16 protein-coding genes are annotated in these 17,448 nt (G+C 52.2%); 12 read left to right on the forward strand and 4 right to left on the reverse strand.

The annotated features are described in order from the left end of the window. Positions 1-142 precede the first annotated feature (142 nt). The 3 genes from BN2684_RS17730 (at position 143) to BN2684_RS17740 (ending at position 3,264) form a co-directional block, all read left to right on the forward strand. Entirely contained in the window at positions 143-1,645 is a 1,503-nt protein-coding gene (locus tag BN2684_RS17730) for an alpha-N-arabinofuranosidase (protein WP_082652050.1), read from the forward strand. Continuing rightward, on the forward strand, positions 1,645-1,938 hold the full coding sequence (locus BN2684_RS25415; protein WP_082652051.1) for a DUF6171 family protein: 294 nt from the start codon (positions 1,645-1,647) through the stop codon (positions 1,936-1,938). Before BN2684_RS17730 ends, BN2684_RS25415 begins: the two co-directional genes overlap by 1 nt. Before the next feature lie 228 nt (positions 1,939-2,166). Further along, entirely contained in the window at positions 2,167-3,264 is a 1,098-nt protein-coding gene (locus BN2684_RS17740; protein WP_058303461.1) for a GntR family transcriptional regulator, read from the forward strand. A 196-nt stretch (positions 3,265-3,460) separates the two neighbouring features. Here BN2684_RS17740 and BN2684_RS17745 read toward each other — a convergent pair whose 3' ends face one another. Next, positions 3,461-4,483 carry a LacI family DNA-binding transcriptional regulator gene (locus tag BN2684_RS17745; protein WP_058303462.1) on the reverse strand — a complete coding sequence of 341 codons (1,023 nt, stop codon included), beginning with the start codon at positions 4,481-4,483 and terminating at the stop codon, positions 3,461-3,463. A gap of 383 nt (positions 4,484-4,866) precedes the next feature. On the opposite strand from BN2684_RS17745, the gene BN2684_RS17750 reads away from it, so the two are divergent. The 4 genes from BN2684_RS17750 to BN2684_RS17765 all read left to right on the forward strand — a co-directional run bounded on the left by BN2684_RS17750 (position 4,867) and on the right by BN2684_RS17765 (position 10,138). After that, the gene (locus BN2684_RS17750) at positions 4,867-6,189 is read left to right on the forward strand and encodes a sugar ABC transporter substrate-binding protein (RefSeq protein ID WP_316245524.1); all 1,323 of its coding nucleotides are present in this window, start codon (positions 4,867-4,869) and stop codon (positions 6,187-6,189) included. A 78-nt stretch (positions 6,190-6,267) separates the two neighbouring features. Next, positions 6,268-7,581, forward strand: coding sequence for a carbohydrate ABC transporter permease (locus tag BN2684_RS17755; RefSeq protein ID WP_058303463.1), 1,314 nt, complete (start codon positions 6,268-6,270; stop codon positions 7,579-7,581). After that, the gene (locus BN2684_RS17760) at positions 7,578-8,414 is read left to right on the forward strand and encodes a sugar ABC transporter permease (protein WP_058303464.1); all 837 of its coding nucleotides are present in this window, start codon (positions 7,578-7,580) and stop codon (positions 8,412-8,414) included. The genes BN2684_RS17755 and BN2684_RS17760 overlap by 4 nt, the downstream gene beginning before the upstream one ends. Next, on the forward strand, positions 8,411-10,138 hold the full coding sequence (locus tag BN2684_RS17765) for an alpha-amylase family glycosyl hydrolase (protein ID WP_082652052.1): 1,728 nt from the start codon (positions 8,411-8,413) through the stop codon (positions 10,136-10,138). The genes BN2684_RS17760 and BN2684_RS17765 overlap by 4 nt, the downstream gene beginning before the upstream one ends. Positions 10,139-10,288: 150 nt before the next feature. Here BN2684_RS17765 and BN2684_RS17770 read toward each other — a convergent pair whose 3' ends face one another. Both BN2684_RS17770 and BN2684_RS24580 read right to left on the reverse strand, forming a co-directional pair. Next, positions 10,289-12,055 carry an alpha-glycosidase gene (locus BN2684_RS17770; protein ID WP_058303465.1) on the reverse strand — a complete coding sequence of 589 codons (1,767 nt, stop codon included), beginning with the start codon at positions 12,053-12,055 and terminating at the stop codon, positions 10,289-10,291. 152 nt (positions 12,056-12,207) lie between these two features. Beyond that, positions 12,208-12,384: a hypothetical protein gene (locus tag BN2684_RS24580; RefSeq protein ID WP_159065812.1), complete on the reverse strand. Its 177-nt coding sequence runs from the start codon at positions 12,382-12,384 to the stop codon at positions 12,208-12,210. A 155-nt stretch (positions 12,385-12,539) separates the two neighbouring features. Here BN2684_RS24580 and BN2684_RS17775 point away from each other — a divergent pair, with 155 nt between their 5' ends. The 3 genes from BN2684_RS17775 (at position 12,540) to BN2684_RS17785 (ending at position 14,022) form a co-directional block, all read left to right on the forward strand. Continuing rightward, positions 12,540-12,734, forward strand: coding sequence for a hypothetical protein (locus BN2684_RS17775; RefSeq protein ID WP_058303466.1), 195 nt, complete (start codon positions 12,540-12,542; stop codon positions 12,732-12,734). 181 nt (positions 12,735-12,915) lie between these two features. Continuing rightward, positions 12,916-13,581 (forward strand): tetratricopeptide repeat protein, encoded by a 666-nt coding sequence (locus BN2684_RS17780; protein ID WP_082652053.1) that lies wholly within the window; start codon positions 12,916-12,918, stop codon positions 13,579-13,581. 93 nt (positions 13,582-13,674) lie between these two features. Beyond that, positions 13,675-14,022 (forward strand): YtxH domain-containing protein, encoded by a 348-nt coding sequence (locus BN2684_RS17785; RefSeq protein ID WP_058303468.1) that lies wholly within the window; start codon positions 13,675-13,677, stop codon positions 14,020-14,022. A gap of 79 nt (positions 14,023-14,101) precedes the next feature. Here BN2684_RS17785 and BN2684_RS17790 read toward each other — a convergent pair whose 3' ends face one another. Next, entirely contained in the window at positions 14,102-15,130 is a 1,029-nt protein-coding gene (locus BN2684_RS17790; RefSeq protein ID WP_058303469.1) for a Gfo/Idh/MocA family protein, read from the reverse strand. Positions 15,131-15,334: 204 nt separating this feature from the next. On the opposite strand from BN2684_RS17790, the gene BN2684_RS17795 reads away from it, so the two are divergent. Both BN2684_RS17795 and racE read left to right on the forward strand, forming a co-directional pair. Then, on the forward strand, positions 15,335-16,402 hold the full coding sequence (locus BN2684_RS17795) for a polysaccharide deacetylase family protein (RefSeq protein ID WP_058303470.1): 1,068 nt from the start codon (positions 15,335-15,337) through the stop codon (positions 16,400-16,402). A gap of 111 nt (positions 16,403-16,513) precedes the next feature. After that, entirely contained in the window at positions 16,514-17,326 is an 813-nt protein-coding gene (gene racE / locus BN2684_RS17800; protein ID WP_058303471.1) for a glutamate racemase, read from the forward strand. Positions 17,327-17,448 lie beyond the last annotated feature (122 nt).

Below are 17,448 nucleotides of genomic sequence, written 5' to 3' on the forward strand. Positions count from 1 at the left end.
ACAACAAGGGCCTTTTTTATTTCCCTCCAACTCCTGAGAAAAATGCTTGCCATTCGACCGGGTTTGTTGTTTACTATACACGTAAGGTTATTACTAAGTAATTAATAAAATAATTAATCCAACTGTCAAAGGAGCTATTGACATGACTGCGTCTCAATCCAGCAAGACCACCGCGGTTACCATCCGCAAATCCGATCGACCCGTCACGATAAGCCGTCATCTGTATGGGCACTTTTCCGAACATCTGGGAAGATGTATCTACGAAGGAATCTGGGTAGGGAAGGATTCACTGATTCCGAATACCGAAGGTTATCGCGATGATGTACTGGAAGCCTTGAAGCAAGTGCAAGTGCCGGTGCTTCGCTGGCCAGGTGGCTGCTTCGCGGATGAATATCATTGGATGGATGGCATCGGTCCGTATGAGAAGCGGGCGCGCATGGTCAACAGCCATTGGGGCGGAGTCGAAGAGAATAACCATTTCGGTACGCATGAATTTTTGCGATTCTGTGAGCTTATCGGAGCAGAGCCTTATATAAGTGGAAATGTTGGAAGCGGTACCGTTCAGGAAATGCAGCAATGGGTCGAATACATGACGCTTGACGGTGAGTCGCCAATGGCGAATCTGCGCAAACAGAATGGGCAGGAAAAGCCTTGGAAGCTGACCTACTTTGGCGTCGGCAACGAGAATTGGGGCTGCGGAGGCAACATGCGTCCGGAGTATTATGCGGATGAATACCGGAGATACGGCACTTACGTCCGGAACTATTCGGACAATCGTATCTACAAGATCGCTTGCGGCCCCAATGTCGACGATTACCGCTGGACCGAGGTTCTGATGCGGGAAGCAGCCGGCCATATGCAGGGGCTCAGCTTGCATTATTACACCGTACCGACCGGGATCTGGGACAATAAAGGAGATGCGACCGGCTTTGGAACGGAAGAGTGGTACGAAACGCTGAGACGGACGCTTTACATGGATGAATTAATCACCAAGCACACAGCGATCATGGACAAATATGACCCGCAAAAACGTGTAGGCCTGATCATTGACGAATGGGGAACTTGGTATAACGTGGAGCCGGGTACGAATCCTGGGTTCCTGTATCAGCAGAATTCACTTCGCGATGCGCTCGTGGCAGGGATCAATTTGAATCTGTTCCACAAGCACGCGGATCGGGTTCATATGGCCAACATTGCACAGATGATCAACGTGCTGCAGGCGCTTATCTTGACCGAAGGCGAGAAAATGATCCTAACTCCGACCTATCATGTGTTCAACATGTACAAAGTTCACCAGGATGCCGAGCTGCTTCCGCTTGAATTCGAGTCCCCTTCGTACGCTTACGGAGCCGCACGGATTCCGCAGCTTAGCGCTTCGGCTTCTCGGGACAAACAGGGCCGTGTTCATTTATCCCTGTGCAATCTTCACCATGAGGAAGAGCTGCGCCTCGCAGTGGACATCAGCGGTTTAAACGTATCCATCGGCACGGGTACGATCTTGAACGATCCGAAGCTGGATGCCCATAACGACTTTTCCAACCCTGAAGCGATCTTGCCGGTGAAGCTGGAGGGAATCGTTATGGAGGAAGGCATTCTTCGCGTGACACTTCCAGCAGCATCCGTCGCTGTCATCGAGCTGGTCTAATGACGACGGGAATCCATTCCGCAGATCCTTGCAAAGGCTGTCGAGAAACCGTACGGCCATCCTCCGAGCGAATAGCGGCCCTTGTGGAGAAAATCCGCAAGCAGAGCGACCGCGTTCTCGTGACGGAGGAGGAATACAACAAACGGCTCGCTCTCTGCCGTAGCTGCGAAAGCTTGCAATACGACTCGACATGCAAGCATTGCGGCTGCTTGGTTGAGATTCGCTCGCTCCAGCAGGAGTCGGATTGTCCTTACCCTTTCGCATCAAAGTGGAGGATGCATGAAGGAGCATAATGTCATGTGAATCGGGTCATAAAGTCGTTGGAGACTTTATGACCCGTTTTTTGATTTCCGTTCATAGAAGTGCCTTATCCCTTTTTCAAAAATAGAGAGTCTCCACGTATGCCATGTTGAACTTCGCTCAACCTATTCGAATGTTTTGTCTCAACTAAACCGTTCTTGTACGGACAAGGGAACCTTTGTACAATGAGAGAATAGACAAGCAGGTGTTGCGGAGGAACTATGAAGAAGGAAGAACCCAAGTACAAACAGCTCAAAAAAGTACTGCTAACTCAGATCAATGAAGGGCAGAGGAAGCCGGGAGACATGCTTCCCTCGGAGTTTGAACTGGCCGATCAGTTTGCATTCAGCCGCCAGACTGTCCGGCAGGCTATCGGTGAACTGGTACAGGAAGGCAAGCTTCGCCGTGTTCAAGGGAAGGGAACCTTTGTCACGGAAAGCAAAGCAGTACCTACGGATTTTCAGACCATTGGGGTGGTTACCACCTACATATCGGATTATATCTTTCCCCTGATTGTACGAGGGGCGGAGGCGACTCTCCGGGCAAATGGGTATCGACTACTCTTGTCGAGTACGGATAACGACAAAGAGAAGGAACGAGAATGCCTGGAGATGATGGTGAGCCATCCGCTTAAGGGACTCATCATCGAACCGACGAAAAGCGCCGGGGGGAACCCTAATCTCGCGTATTATCTTGATCTGGACAACCGCGGAATTCCGTATCTGATGATCAACGAACGGTACAGCGAGCTGCAATGTCCCGTGATCAAGGTGGACGATGAGGAGGGAGGTTTTCTGGCGGCGGATCATCTGCTGAAGCTCGGCCACCGTCGGATTGCGGGCTTCTTCAAGACGGATGATCTGCAAGGGCTCAATCGGTTGAAGGGCTTTATCCGCGCTCATCGGGAGAATCAAGCGGAGCTTGCTTCCCGGTTCGTCGTTCAGTATACCACGGAGGAAAAAGGTGAAAAGCCGTTTGCTCAGGCGCTGGCAATGCTGAAGGAGGGGGACGCGCGACCCACCGCCTTTGTCTGCTACAATGACGAGTTGGCCATTCGTCTGCTGGAAGCCACCCGTCAAATGAATTTGTGTGTTCCGGCTGATTTGTCCTTTGTGGGCTTTGATGATTCCTCACTGGCTATGGCAACGGAAGTGAAGCTAACGACCCTCTCCCACCCGAAGCTCTCAATGGGAGTCATGGCAGCGGAGACTCTTCTTGCGATGATTGAATCCGGCTCCTATTCCGGAGCTTCAACTCTCGTTTACAAGCCTGAGCTGATCCTGAGAGAATCCACCTGTCCGCCTCCAACCTTAGGATAAGTGCGATTTACTCGTTTCCTCAAACACCGCAATTTCGATGAGCTTGCAAGCGAATGACGCTAGGAAGCGGTTTGTCCGCGATCGAAGCCATAGTAAGATAGCATTGGAATAGCAAACAACGCCCGATCAACCTCCACAAGAAGTTGATCGGGCGTTGTTTTTTTGCAACCTTCCCGGTATTCGCGGTTAGTCCTGTTTATCCGGCGCGGAACAAGGACGATTCTCTGACGACGAGCCGATGGGGAATGATCAGGCGATTCTGCGGAGTCGGCTCTCCCTTGACGATCTTATGCAGCAGTTGAGAAGCCGTATAGCCAAGCTCGTAGATTCCGATGTCGATGCTGGTGAGCGGCGGTGAAGTCAGCTCGGTCACAGCGATGTTGTTGAAGCCGACCAGGCTGATGTCCTGGGGGACTTTGAAGCCAAGCTCCGTGAGTCCGCGTAGAACGCCGAACGCAACCATGTCGTCGATGACGACAAAAGCAGTAGGTCTCTCGGGTTGGCTCATGATGAGGGACATCGCGCGATATCCACTCTCTTGAAGGAAATCCCCTTCCACGATCCATTCCGGCCGAAGAGAGATCCCGGCGCTTTCCAGCGCTTGCATGTATCCTTTGCTGCGGTCTTCGGAGATGACGAGATTCGGCGGTCCGCTGACAAAGCCGATTCGTTGATGCCCTTGATCGATCAAATGGCGGGTAGCATCGTAAGCGGCTTGCCGATTGTCCGTATCGACGGTATAGATCGGCGTTTCATAGTTGCTCCGCCCGACGAGCACGAACGGGAAATCCTGCTTTTGCAAAAATTCGATGGTGGGGTCTTCCTTACGAGAATAGAGCAGCAAAATCCCGTCAACCTTGCGTCCGCGGACAAGTCGGGAGACGGCGTCCACTTCTTCCCGCTCCGTTGCCCCGGTGGTCATCATCAGATCGATCTCCGAGCGGGAGCATTGGGTGAGAATCCCCCGGATCAATTCCGAGAAAAAGTGGTTGAGAAACAGCTCCTCCGCAGGCTTGGGCAGAACGAGCCCGATGGAGTTCGTTGTCTTGGACACCAAACTCTTGGCTATGCTATTGGGCACATAGCCCAGTTCATTCATGATGGCACGGATTCGCTCCGTCGTTTCCGTGCTGATCCGGGAGCTGCCCGTTATGACGCGCGAGACGGTTGAGGGAGAGACACCGGCTTTTTTGGCGACATCGATTATGGTCACGGCCATATTGGTTCCTCCATTGTACAAACGTTTGTCCTCCCTGATACTCTAACTTAATTTGATCAACATGTAAACTGGCCGGGAAAATCGCGGGATTACGAAAAAACGAAATAATAAGATTGAGAGAGAAAAACGGCGAATTCGGAAGGATACATCGGGTTTTCCAGCGATTTCGGCTTAACACTTCAGTTTTATGCAAATGCGCTTTGGTGTATGATTCATTTGCACAGCATTAAGCGCTTACAGTTGCGCAAATAATGGCGATACATAAAGGAAAGCATGATAAAGCCAGCGGTTGCGCAGTTGTTTGCACAAACGTTTTCGCAAAAAAGGCATGAGGTTCACCGGCAAGTCGACTTTTTATAACAAGAAAGGTGGGTCTATCGAAAATGGCAATGAAAAAAGCAGCAACAATTCTTTTGGCAGCATCGCTTGTCGCAAGCTTGTCGGCATGCGGCGGTAAGAGCGACTCCGGAGAAAGCGCTTCACCGGAGGCATCCCAAGTGCCTTCCTCTTCTACGGCGCCTTCTGCTTCCGAAGCTCCGACAGAGCAAACGGCGGCGCTTGAGCCTGAACCAGGCGCAACGTTGAAAATTTGGGAAGATAAGCCTCAACAAACTTTCGTTGAAGCACGCATCAAGGACTTCCAGGAAAAATACGGTGTGACGGTAACGTTCGAGGAATTGCCTCCTACGGATCAGGTCACGAAGCTGACGACGGATGGTCCCGCGGGACTTGGCGCAGATGTTGTCGTATTTCCCCATGATAAGGTTGGCGGTGCTGTTCAAGCAGGTCTGATCCTGCCCAACGACGTCTTCGCCGACGAAGTAACGGCTGCGAATTCCGAGAATGCCGTCAAGGCTGTCACATTCGAGGATGTCTTGTACGGCTATCCATACAGCATTGAAACCTATGCGCTGTTCTACAACAAAAAGCTGTTCCCGACGCCTCCTACAACCTTTGAAGAAATCGTCAATTTTGCAAAAACCTACAACGATCCCAAGAACAACAAATATACGCTCATGTGGGAACTGCAGCAGTTCTATTACGACTTCGGCTTCATGGCCACGACCGGCGGTTATATCTTTGGCGACGACAACACCAATAAAGAGGACATCGGGCTGAACAATGAGGGAGCCGTTGAAGGCGTCAAGTTCATGAAATCCCTTAAGGATACGGTCCTGCCGGTCAAAACCGGTGATGTCAGCGGCGATATCAAGAACGGTCTGTTCGCAGACGGCACACTGGCTTTGGATATTAACGGCCCGTGGAGAATCAGCGAATTCAAGGAAGCGGGCGTCGATTTCGGCGTAGCTCCACTGCCATCCTTTAACGGCAAGCCGATGAAATCTTTCTCCGGGGTAAAAGGCTACTACGTCAACGCCTTTACGAAATACCCGAACGCTTCCAAATTGTTGGCTGAATTCCTTTCTAACAAGGATTCGCAAATGAAGAACTTCGAAATGAACGGCACTTTGCCGGCCAACAAAGAAGTGGCGAGCGATCCGAAGGTGACCGGGGATCCGACCAACCAAGCCTTCCTGAAGCAATTCGATAATTCGATTCCGATGCCTTCTCTCCCTGAAATGAATAGTATTTGGGGACCTATCACCTCCGCGATCAGCGACATCTGGGATGGAGGAAAGGATATAAAGACCTCCTTGGATACAGCTGTCCAACAGATCAAGGATTCCATCAAGTCCTCCAAATAAAAACAGCCGATTCAGTGAATCACCCGTCGCAGCAGTCGGCGGGTGATTCAGACTTACAGTGGAGAGGAGCCATACGCCATGAAACAGCACCGTAAAACGGCTGCGATATTGTCTGTATTGGTGCAAGGGTTAGGCCAATTCTATAACGGGCAGCGATTAAAAGGGATCTTGCTCGCTGCAATCGAGGCGTTGGGTCTCGTCTATTTGATTCCTAGGTTCAGCCACGCGATGTGGGGCCTTGTAACGTTAGGCGAGAAGACTCAAAAATTCGTAAAGGTCAAAAATTCAGTCGTTCTGCAAAAAGGCGATCACTCCATCTTTCTGCTGCTCGATGGCATGATTGTCTTGCTTGTGTTTGTCATATTTGCGCTTATTTACGCTCTGAATATCCACGATGCGTATCAAACGGGAAAACTTCGGGATGAGGGCAAGCGATCGTCCAGCTTTTCCAAGTCGGTCAGCAACTTGAAGGACAATTACTTTCCCCATTTAATGCTTTCCTTGCCGGCATTGGGTGTTCTGTTTTTCACGATCATGCCGATCTTGTTTACAATCCTCTTGGCCTTCACCAACTACTCGGCGCCTGACCATATTCCGCCGGCTAAGCTGGTCGATTGGGTCGGCTTTCGCACATTTACCGATCTGGTTCAATTGAAATCATGGAGTCGCACCTTTTATGGTGTTCTTACGTGGACGATCGTTTGGGCCATTACAGCGACGATTACCACTTATTTCGGCGGCATGCTGGTCGCCCTTCTCATCGAACAAAAGGGTATCCGGTTCAAGAAGCTTTGGCGCACGATCTTGATTCTCCCGTACGCTATTCCTCAAGTTATCTCCTTGCTGATTATGAGAAACCTTTTTAATGGTCAATTCGGGCCCATTAATCAATATTTCAAAGCTTTCGGACTCGATGGCCTGCCTTGGCTGACCGATCCTTTCTGGGCAAAAGTGACGGTCATCATCGTCAACATGTGGGTCGGAATTCCGGTCAGCATGGTGTTGATTCTCGGTGTGCTGACTTCAATTCCGAAGGATCTGTATGAGGCGGCTGAAGTGGACGGTGCTACTCCCTTCCAGAAATTCCGGATCATTACGCTGCCGTTCATCCTGTTCACGACGGTGCCGGTGCTCATCATGCAGTTCGCGGGCAATATCAACAACTTCAACGTCATCTTCCTATTGACCAACGGGAATCCGATGAAGGGCGACTATCAATACGCGGGAGCCACGGACTTGCTTGTTACCTGGCTGTACAAACTGACGCTGGACAACAGCAAATTCAATATGGCTGCAGCAATCGGAATTATTATCTTCCTTATTATCGCTTCGTTCTCCATTTGGAATTTCCGGCGTTCGCGGTCGTTTAAAGAGGAGGATATGATCCAATGAGGATAAAACAAAATGTTCTTTGGCTAACGATCAGCTATCTGATTCTAATTGTGATTGCCGTTGTCGCGATCTATCCCGTGCTGTGGATTGTCTTGTCCTCTCTGCGTCCGGGTACGGCTTTATACAGTCAGCATTTTTTCCCAAAAAACGCTACACTGATACACTACAAGGAGCTGTTCACCAGTAAGTCCTTTATGTATGGCACCTGGTACCTGAACACCTTGAAAATCGCTACGTTAACGATGATCCTATCGACCTTTCTGGAGACGCTTGGCATGTACTCGCTGTCTCGATTCCGCTTCAAGGGTCGGCAGACGGCATTGACGTTAATGCTGGTGTTGGGCATGTTTCCGAGCTTTATGAGTCTCACCGCGATCTATATCATCCTGATGCAGCTAAACCTGCTGGACACTCATACGGCAATCGTTCTTGTCTATTCGTGTGGAGCGGTGCTTGGAGGGTTCATCGTCAAAGGGTTCTTTGACACCATTCCGCGCAGTTTGGATGAAGCCGCTCGAATCGACGGGGCGAGTCACATGAAGGTCTTCACCCGAATCATTCTGCCTTTGTCCCGACCTATGCTGACTTATGTCGCATTGACGAGTTTCGTTGGACCGTGGATGGATTTCATCTTTGCGAGACTGGTTCTTCGCACGAAGGAAAAGTGGACGGTTGCCGTAGGGATGTGGGATTTGGTCAGCCGGTATCAAGACAGTAACTTCACGCTGTTTGCGGCCGGTGCGGTGTTGATTGCCATTCCGATCACCCTGCTGTTCTTCTTCCTGCAGAAGTTCCTGGTACAAGGTCTGACGTCGGGAGCAAACAAAGGATGAGCCAAGCTAATTTCAATCATCAGGACGGGAACCGATCTTCGGTTCCCTCTTTCAAATGGCGAAGGAAAATTTCGGCCATTGCGCTCGTTCTGCTGATTGTCGGAACAGGACTCCTGTCGGGCTGCACCAAGAGCGAAGATAACGCAGATCCAGCAGTCAGCCTCGAGCCGTCCGCCACCGCGGTCGCTTCTGCTCCGGCAGCTACCAAGGCGCCTTCCGCAAACTCGGCTCCATCGGCTGCCGCGACCCATCAGCAGCCTTCTACTCCTTATTACCAAATATTCGTCCGCTCGTTCTATGACAGCAACGGGGACGGAATCGGTGATTTGAACGGGGTGACGGAGAAGCTGGATTACCTCAAGGACTTGGGAATCGGCGGCATCTGGCTGATGCCGATCATGAAATCGCCGAGCTATCACGGTTACGATACGTCCGATTATTACGCAGTCAATCCAGATTACGGTACGATTGATGACTTGAAGCGGTTGACCGAAGAAGCGCATAAGCGCGGCATCAAGGTCATCATGGATTTCATTGCCAACCACACAAGCATCGAGAGTCCTTGGTTCGTCGATGCAGCTAAGGGAAAGACGAGCAACTACCGCAATTGGTATCATTGGGCGGAGGATGAAGGTGTCCAGCCAGCAGGAACGAGCTCGGCCAGCTCCGGCAATCCGTGGTTCGAGATCAATGGTTCCCACTATCTCGGCATTTTCTGGGAAGGGATGCCCGATCTGAACCTGGATAACCCGGAGGTCCGTACCGAATTGATCAAAGCCGGCCAATTCTGGCTGAAGCAAGGCGTGGACGGCTTCCGCCTGGATGCAGCGAAGCACATTTACGAGGACTTTACGAGCCAGAAAGGAAAGGCAGAGATCTTCGCCAAGAACGCCGAGTGGTGGCAAGTCTTCCGCAAGGGGATCGACGAAGTGAATCCAGACGCTTATTTGGTCGGCGAAGTATGGGATTCCGCTGCAGCGTCCGGTCCGCTGTTGAACCATGCGCTGAATGGGACCTTGAATTTCGATTTGGCCAAGATTCTGCTCGGGTCTGCCCGATCGGGAACCGCCTCCGATATCGCTGGCAAGCTGGACACGATCTACACTTTTTTTGATAAAACCTCGGAAGGTACATTCATCGATGCCCCGTTCTTGACCAACCATGACCAGAACCGAGTCATGAATGAGGTGGGGATGAATGTCGATCGTGCCAAGATGGCGGCGGGGATGCTGCTCACCATGCCGGGAAACCCCTTCATCTATTACGGTGAGGAAATCGGCATGAAGGGGGCGAAGCCCGACGAGCAGATTCGCGAACCGATGCTCTGGAACGCGGGAGGAAAGCCTGGAAATGGGCAAACCGCTTGGGAGCCCATACGGGACAATGCCGATGACCCCGTATCCGTGGAGGAGCAGCTTACCGATCCAAATTCCATTCTGAACCGGTATAAAACTCTCCTCAAGTGGAGAATGGAGGAGCCGGCTTTGAAGAACGGGGGGATCGCCAAGTTCGATACCGACGTGAAGGCGGTGTCCGGCTATCTGCGAACGACACCGGAGATAAGTGTACTGGTGCTTCACAACCTATCCGGAAAAGAGCAGACGGTTTCTCTCGATGGGCTCAATCCAATGCCCGCGGCAATTGAGTATTCCACCTCGGATGCGGCTAAGCTGGAGGCGAAGACCGTCACGATTCCTCCTTATACCACGTTAGTTCTCAAATAGGAGCTGTCGACTTTAGAAAATTCAACGAAGAAAGCCTTCTACCCCCCGCAAGACGTGGGATAGAAGGCTATTTACTGCGCTCAGGAAAGAAGGCTTTTTGCTAAGCAAGGTTCGTTTGTAAGACGGTTCGTCAGGAAAAACAGTCCTAGCTTATACCATTTCTTTCTTGCGCGCCAGAATGGCGAACCCGTAGGCGGGCAGTTCTAGGGTGGCTTTCGCATTTCCCTTGGCGGAGACATGCGCGATCTTGTCGGCGGATTGCCAATCCACCCACTCTCCTTGGGCGAGCGGCAGTTGGACCGTTACAGCTTCTTCGGACGCATTCACGGCGATTGCGATTCGGTCGCCGTCCAGCTCGCGCTCGAAAGCGATGATTTGGCTCCCCGCCTCATTCAGAAGAAAGCGCAGCTTACCGGTGCGGAGGGCGGGTTGTTCCTTGCGGAAGCGAATGATGTCCTGATAGAACCGAAATAGGGTGAGATCCTGTTTGGTTTTGTCCCATTCCATACAAGGACGGCAGCCCGGGTCATCTCCACCGGTGAGCCCAATTTCGTCTCCGTAGTAGACGCAGGGAACACCGGGATACGTGAATTGGAGCACAACAGCCGCCTTCATCATGTCCTTGTTTTCGCCGCAGCGGAACAATAACCGGGCGGTATCATGGCTGTCCAGCACATTGAAGGCGGCGTCTGTCACCGATTTGGTATGAGAAGCGATCTGGTGGCCGATTTCGGCGGAATAGCCCGCCGCGTCAAGCTTTCCTTTGGCGATAAAGTTGATCACTGCATCGGTGAACGGATAGTTCATGGCCGAATCGAATTGATCTCCCTGCAGCCACGGCAGGGAATCGTGCCAGATTTCCCCAAGGATATAGGCTTCCGGGTTTGCTTTCTTGACGGTGGTGCGGAATTCGCGCCAGAATGCATGATCGACTTCGTCCGCAACATCCAGGCGCCAGCCGTCGGTTCCGATGTCTTCCACCCAATAACGGGCGACCTCAAGCAAATATTGCTTGACCTCCGGATTCTCCGTGTTCATCTTCGGCATAATTGGCTCGAAGGCAAACGTGTCGTAGGTAGGAACGCCTTCCTTGACCGATAGCGGCCATTCCCGAACATGGAACCAGTCGGCATAAGCGGAATCTTTACCCTTCTCGAGAACATCCACGAACGGCTTAAAGCTGTTTCCGCAATGATTGAAGACGGCGTCCAGTACGACCTTGATGCCCCGCTCGTGGAAGGCCTTGACCAGCTCTTTCATCAGCTCGTTATTGCCAAAATGCGGATCGATCTTCAAGTAATCGGTGGTGTCATATTTGTGATTGGTCGTTGCCTCGAAGATGGGTGTGAAGTAGACCGCCGTAACGCCAAGCTCCTGCAGGTGATCCAGGTGATCCATGACGCCCTGAAGGTCTCCGCCGAAAAAGTTCGAACGACCCGGCTTACCGCCCCATTCTTCGACTTCGGTAGGATCGTTCAACACGTTGCCGTTTGCGAACCGCTCGGGGAAGATCTGATAGAACACGGCATCCTTCACCCAGGACGGTGCGGAGAAGATTTCACCGGCGTGGAGAAACGGGTATTCAAAGAGGCCCCAGGAATCCGCTGGCATTTCCTCGAAAAAGCCCTTTTCGGTGAACCACATCGTCTTTCCCTCGGACTCCAGCTTGAACCCATAGCGCATGCGGCGAAGGGGAAGCTTCACCGAGGCTTCCCAATAGTCGAACAAAGCATCGGACACCAAGCATTCCATAGGCTCAACCTTGCTGCTTTTCTCCCAGATGTACTTGTCTCCGTGAAGAAGGCTGACCTGGTTCATATCTCCCTTTTTCGTTTGAATGCGGATATGAACCGCATGGGTGTCCGTCGCATATGCCCAATTCATTTTCGGCCGGTGAAACACGGCTTCAAGCAGCATAAAATCCTCTCCTCTTGTCGGTTTGTGATGGATGAGAGCATGCAAAAAAGGTACCCCCTCTGCATGCTCTGCGAGGTTGTACCTTATCGGTAACATTGCCTTTGAATTTGCACTTATTATAGCAGAACGTCCAGCGGCAGATCAAGGGAAAATCACCCATCCAAACCAACACGGTAAGCGGCTTCCGCAGAAGGGCGTTCCGCGCTCGGTGAATACGCGACCAGGCGAACTTCCTCTCCGAGCGAGTCAGTCATGCGGGATTCGAGTCGGTTCAATTCCTCAAGCCATTCGGCATGATCTTTCAAATTCGTGTAATGGTAGGGCAGCATGGATCAATTCCTCCTTTATGGGGCAAGATAAGCGAATTCATCTTTTTCAGTATTTCCTTCATTCATGCCGAATATACGCAGGGGCCGCATGTTTCTTCTAACGGTAGGGAAATCTGAATAAGATGAAACCATGGACCTAGGGAAGGGGTGCGGATATGGACGAACAAAGACGGCAAATGCCTCTGTTTCGGCATGACCGGGCACAGTATCTACAAGAGATGGCGGAGTGGCATCAAGCCTTGGCTACGGAACCGGGAAACGAGGGGCTATTCCATTCACAGAGAGCGAAGAACTACCTGGAGATGTTGAATGAGGATTCCCTGGAACCCTCTGAAAATTCGTATTATTAATAAGCTGTGTATCCTCAAATCAAGTTCCTGTTTCCCAATGAAAAGCTCTAAGCTGTGTTTATCTATTGGGGAACATCGCATAACGCGGGTATCTGTGCTATTGGGATTCTTCAACCGAAGAATCCCGTTTTTTGCGCAGTTTTGTGTTATACTGGAAGGAAAAATGTGGTGGAGGAGTCCCGTGAGCAAATTTTTTCTTTTCGGCATCATCACCTGGCTGACCGGCAGCCCGCTGATGGCATTACTCGTACTCATCATCCTTTATTATATTCTTGATCGTCGGTTCATCGGAATCTTGCCCAGCATGACGGCTCCGCTGAAGCGGAACAGCCGCTTGCGGGAGCTGCGCAACCATCTGCGCACGCATGTTCACGATACGGCCGCCAAACTCGAAACCGCGCGTCTACTCATCGCGAAGAAGAAATTCCGAGAAGCGGAGCAATACCTGCGCCAGGTTCAACCGATCATGGAGGATTCGGCCGAAGTTCTGTACGAGCTCGGTCTCTGCCGCTTGAAGCAGGGGGACCTGCCGGACGGAAAAGAATGGATCGAGCGCGGGCTTGAGATGAATCCCCGGGTCGCTTACGGGGACCCGTACCTGAGGCTCGGAGAAGCATTCGCCGAGAAAGAACCGGAGAACGCGGTTCATTATCTGCAGAAATTTCGTGAGCTGAACAGCTCATCCTGCGAAGCATACTATCGGCTGGGTCAAATCTATGCCCGCATGGGCAAGCAGGTAGAAGCAAAGGAAGCGTATCGGGAGACCGTGGAGGTTTACCGTTCCTTGCCCAAGTACAAACGGCGCTCCGAGAGGCGATTCGCATTGCTTGCGTCGTTTCGGAGATAAAAACTCGAAAAAAGTTGTGTCAAATCCTATGTGGCTCGCTATACTGTAGTATCCAATAGGCATTCGTCTATAACGGGAAGGGGAATGGGAAGAATGGCCAAAACGAGAGGCAAGGATTTTCTGGTCGGAGCCGTTGTAGGGGGAACACTCGGAGCGTTCAGCGCACTGTTGTTTGCCCCGAAGCCGGGAAAAGAGCTGCGGAGCGATATTGCGAATCAAGCGAAGGCGGTCGGTGAAAAATCGCAGGAAATCGCCAAGACGGTGAGCGAGCACACGACGGAATGGGCTGGGAAGGTTAAGGATGCCGGCAGCTTCATTGTGGATGAACTGCGCAGCCTGAAGCCGTGCAAAAAAGAAGAGGCCGTTTCGGAAGAACTGGCCGCGGTTTCGTCCCTTCCCGATGAAGAGGGAGAATTTGTGCAAGATGGGGACAGCATTTAACCCTTGCAAGAAAGCCTCTCCCTCCCGCAACGAACAAGCGGGAGGGAGAGGCTTTCTTCTTGCAGGGGAAGAGGGCGGTTTATAGGATAACGGGCAGTCCGGTTCGGCCCGATTGATAGATGGCTTCGATCATGGTCTGCGTCTTGAGCGCCTCCCGGCCGTCGATTGCGGGAGCTTCGCCGCGGAGCAAGGAGCGATAATAATCGCGGATTTGCTTCGAATGGCTGACGCCCCAATACGTTTTGACGCCTCCGCCATAACTCACGGCTTCCTGCGGCTGCCGGTCGCGGCTGATGGTCGTGCCATCTCGATAGGTGATGACTGCTTGGTCCGCCGTCAGCTTGGCAATTCCTCGCTCGCAGTGAAGCTCAACCTCCACGGGCGCGTCATAGCTGTACGAGGTGGTGACATAAAACAAGGCTCTTTTGCCATTCTGGAAGGTCAAGGCTCCTTCTGCGGTATCCTCCACCTCGATTCCGGTATGCGTTCGATTCGAGAGCTTTGCCTCGACCTGGGTAACCGTCGAATCCATATACCAGCGAAGCAGATCGAGGGTGTGGATCGACTGGTTGATGAGCACGCCGCCGCCTTCCTTCGCCCACGTGCCGCGCCAATCGCTCGAAGCGTAGTATTCGTCGGAACGGGTCCACAGGACGGAAGCTCTTGCCCCCAAAACATCTCCCAAGCTGCCGTCATCGAGCGCTTCGCGAATCAGCAGAGCTCCCGGGTTGTAGCGGTTCTGAAAGATAACGCCGAGCTTGGTGCCATTCCTTTCACAAGCCTCGATCATTGAGCGGCCGTCAGCGGAAGTGATACTCATCGGCTTTTCGGTCAGCACATGCACGTTTCGGTTTGCCGCGAGAAGGGTTTGCGGAGGATGAAGGTAATGAGGGGTACAGATGTGCAGCACATCCAACTTTTCCCGTTCCAGCATCCCTTCGAGATCGGTATGCCACGAACATCCGTAATCTTTCGAAGCTTGAATCGCCCGTTCTGGCTTCGTATCGCAGACGGCGACAAGCTTCGCAGCGCCTGATTGAGCGATGGAAACGGCATGCATCGGAAAGATCGCACCGCATCCAACGATTCCTGCTTTTAGCAAATCCATGGAGAGGAACTCCTTTTCACTTGTTGTCAAGAAATGCGCAAGGCGTAAGACTCGATCAAATTGTAACTCTCTCGCTGCCAAAAATCTATCATTCGCTTAGAAACAGGGAATGGAGAGTGCGATGTCGAAGTAGTTGATGTCGAAAAAGAGAACATAATGGCCAATCAGATAAGACCATCGGTTGGCTCTTAAAGGGGGAGCAAGATGAATCGATTCGGAAAGCGCCTTATTGCAGCAGCGGCACTGATCAGTCTATTAGCGGGGTGCTCGGTTCGTACGGCATGGGACGCCGAACCTTCGCCTTCGGAATCGTCAGCTTCCACTGTGTCTCCGTCGAAGAGCCCGTCGCCTTCTCCGGATTCCCCTGCTTCTCCTGCTCCGACTGCCAAACCGAAGCCTACGTCGACGATCGTACGCACGCCTGTGCCGAGTCCATCCGAGACGAAAGCTGATCCAACGCAAAAGCCCACATCGACTCCGACCAGCGAAACGACAGGGGAAGCTGGATCGCCTAAGCCTGCCGCCACAACCCCTCAAACCGCTTCACCTGCTTCAACCACCAAACCAGCCCTAACTGGTGATCGAGCGGTTCTTTCCTGGTATTACATGAAGAAAGGACAGGGCAAGGTCCCGGGCTTCCCCAAGGAAGTGGAGCAATATGGGCCGACACGAAAAGCCGTGTACGTAGGAACAGGGCATAAGGTTTATCTTACCTTTGATACTGGCGGTCCCATGGGAGATACCGAGAAGCTGCTCGCAGCATTGAAGGATAATGAGGTCAAGGCGAATTTCTTTCTGGCTGGCTATAATGTGAAGAAATACGGGGACTTTGTGAAGAAGCTCGTGGCCGACGGCCATCTCGTGGCGAATCACACCATGACCCATACGGATATGACGAAGCAGACCGACGCTGAAGTGGAGAAAGAGGTTCGGGATTACGAAAAGCTGTTTCAGGAGACAACAGGAGAACCGATCACGAAAATTTTCCGCTTCCCCTACGGAAAATACAGCATGCATCTGCTGGAAGAGCTGACCGATATGGGGTATACCTCGGTTTTTTGGTCAACGGCCATGCGGGATTGGGAGCCGAGGAAAAATGGCGCGGACGATGCCTATCGGGATGTGATGAACGGGCTTCACGACGGGAATATCATCTTGATGCATCAAGGCTCTGAGGATAACATCAACGCACTGGACCGCATTATTAAGGGAATTAAAGCGGAAGGGTATGAGTTTGCTCTTTTGACGGACTTTCTTTCAACGAAGGAATGAGTCTCAGAAGGATGAATAGACGGGCTTTTGCTATTGTACGTTTCCGGCAGTGCCGACATATCTTGAAATTGTGAGCTTTATCATCCGGGAATAAAGGAAGCGAAAGCCTAAGTGAATCAAGCCATTGCCGTTATGGATTCAGGTGTCGGAGGATTGACGGTTGTCAAAGAGGTGCTGAAGCAGCTTCCCCAGGAGCAAGTCCTTTATTTCGGGGATACCGCAAGAGCCCCCTACGGTCCGCGCGATCCGGAAGAGGTCGTACGGTTTACCCGTGAGATCGCAGAGTACCTGAGCCGCTACCAGCCGAAAATGATCGTGCTCGCCTGCAACACGGCGACGGCGGTGGCTCTTGACGATATTCGTTCCCGGGTTGATATTCCGGTAGTCGGAGTCATCAAGCCAGGAGCGCGTGCCGCAGTCAAAGCGAGCAGAAGCGGCCGAATTGGGGTCATCGGAACAGAAGGGACGATTCGAAGCGGAGCCTATGACGAAGCGCTTCGAGAGATTTCCTCTCAATTGGAGATCGTTAGCCTGGCGTGTCCGGATCTCGTTCCCTTAGTCGAAGCGGGCGATTTTGACTCTCCGCACGCTTGGGAAACGGTCCGCAGATCCCTTGCCCCCTTAGTGGGCAGAGAGCTGGACAGCTTGATTATGGGCTGCACCCATTATCCCTTCCTGACCGCGTCCATTGCGGAGACAGTAGGTCACAAGGTCGAACTGATCAGCTCGGCGGAAGAAACCGTCCGGGAAATTGGGACGATCCTTTCCTACAATGGGAAGCTTGCCAAACCGAAATCGGAATCGCCTCTTCACCGCTTCTTTTGCAGCGGGGACCCCGTCTTATTCCGAAGAATCACTTCGGCCTGGCTGGAAAAGCAGGTGGAGGCGAGCTCGATAGTCTGGCAAGTGCAGACGACCTGCTGACCGTAGCCAAACACCCGTCAGGCCACTGAGCTGGACGGGTGTTTGGCGTTCGGGCGGACTGAACGAAGGGTGAAGAGCATATAGTAGCAGCGGGAAAAGCCGCTCATCAACGGCGGTGTGGA

It is taken from the genome of Gorillibacterium timonense (assembly GCF_001457415.1).
Lineage (GTDB): Bacteria > Bacillota > Bacilli > Paenibacillales > NBRC-103111 > Gorillibacterium > Gorillibacterium timonense.

Coding starts and splice junctions, on each gene's coding strand:
- BN2684_RS17730 (WP_082652050.1), top strand. CDS start 143: ATGACTGCGTCTCAATCCAGCAAGACCACCGCGGTTACCATCCGCAAA.
- BN2684_RS25415 (WP_082652051.1), top strand. CDS start 1,645: ATGACGACGGGAATCCATTCCGCAGATCCTTGCAAAGGCTGTCGAGAA.
- BN2684_RS17740 (WP_058303461.1), top strand. CDS start 2,167: ATGAAGAAGGAAGAACCCAAGTACAAACAGCTCAAAAAAGTACTGCTA.
- BN2684_RS17745 (WP_058303462.1), bottom strand. CDS start 4,483: ATGGCCGTGACCATAATCGATGTCGCCAAAAAAGCCGGTGTCTCTCCC.
- BN2684_RS17750 (WP_316245524.1), top strand. CDS start 4,867: ATGGCAATGAAAAAAGCAGCAACAATTCTTTTGGCAGCATCGCTTGTC.
- BN2684_RS17755 (WP_058303463.1), top strand. CDS start 6,268: ATGAAACAGCACCGTAAAACGGCTGCGATATTGTCTGTATTGGTGCAA.
- BN2684_RS17760 (WP_058303464.1), top strand. CDS start 7,578: ATGAGGATAAAACAAAATGTTCTTTGGCTAACGATCAGCTATCTGATT.
- BN2684_RS17765 (WP_082652052.1), top strand. CDS start 8,411: ATGAGCCAAGCTAATTTCAATCATCAGGACGGGAACCGATCTTCGGTT.
- BN2684_RS17770 (WP_058303465.1), bottom strand. CDS start 12,055: ATGCTGCTTGAAGCCGTGTTTCACCGGCCGAAAATGAATTGGGCATAT.
- BN2684_RS24580 (WP_159065812.1), bottom strand. CDS start 12,384: ATGCTGCCCTACCATTACACGAATTTGAAAGATCATGCCGAATGGCTT.
- BN2684_RS17775 (WP_058303466.1), top strand. CDS start 12,540: ATGGACGAACAAAGACGGCAAATGCCTCTGTTTCGGCATGACCGGGCA.
- BN2684_RS17785 (WP_058303468.1), top strand. CDS start 13,675: ATGGCCAAAACGAGAGGCAAGGATTTTCTGGTCGGAGCCGTTGTAGGG.
- BN2684_RS17790 (WP_058303469.1), bottom strand. CDS start 15,130: ATGGATTTGCTAAAAGCAGGAATCGTTGGATGCGGTGCGATCTTTCCG.
- BN2684_RS17795 (WP_058303470.1), top strand. CDS start 15,335: ATGAATCGATTCGGAAAGCGCCTTATTGCAGCAGCGGCACTGATCAGT.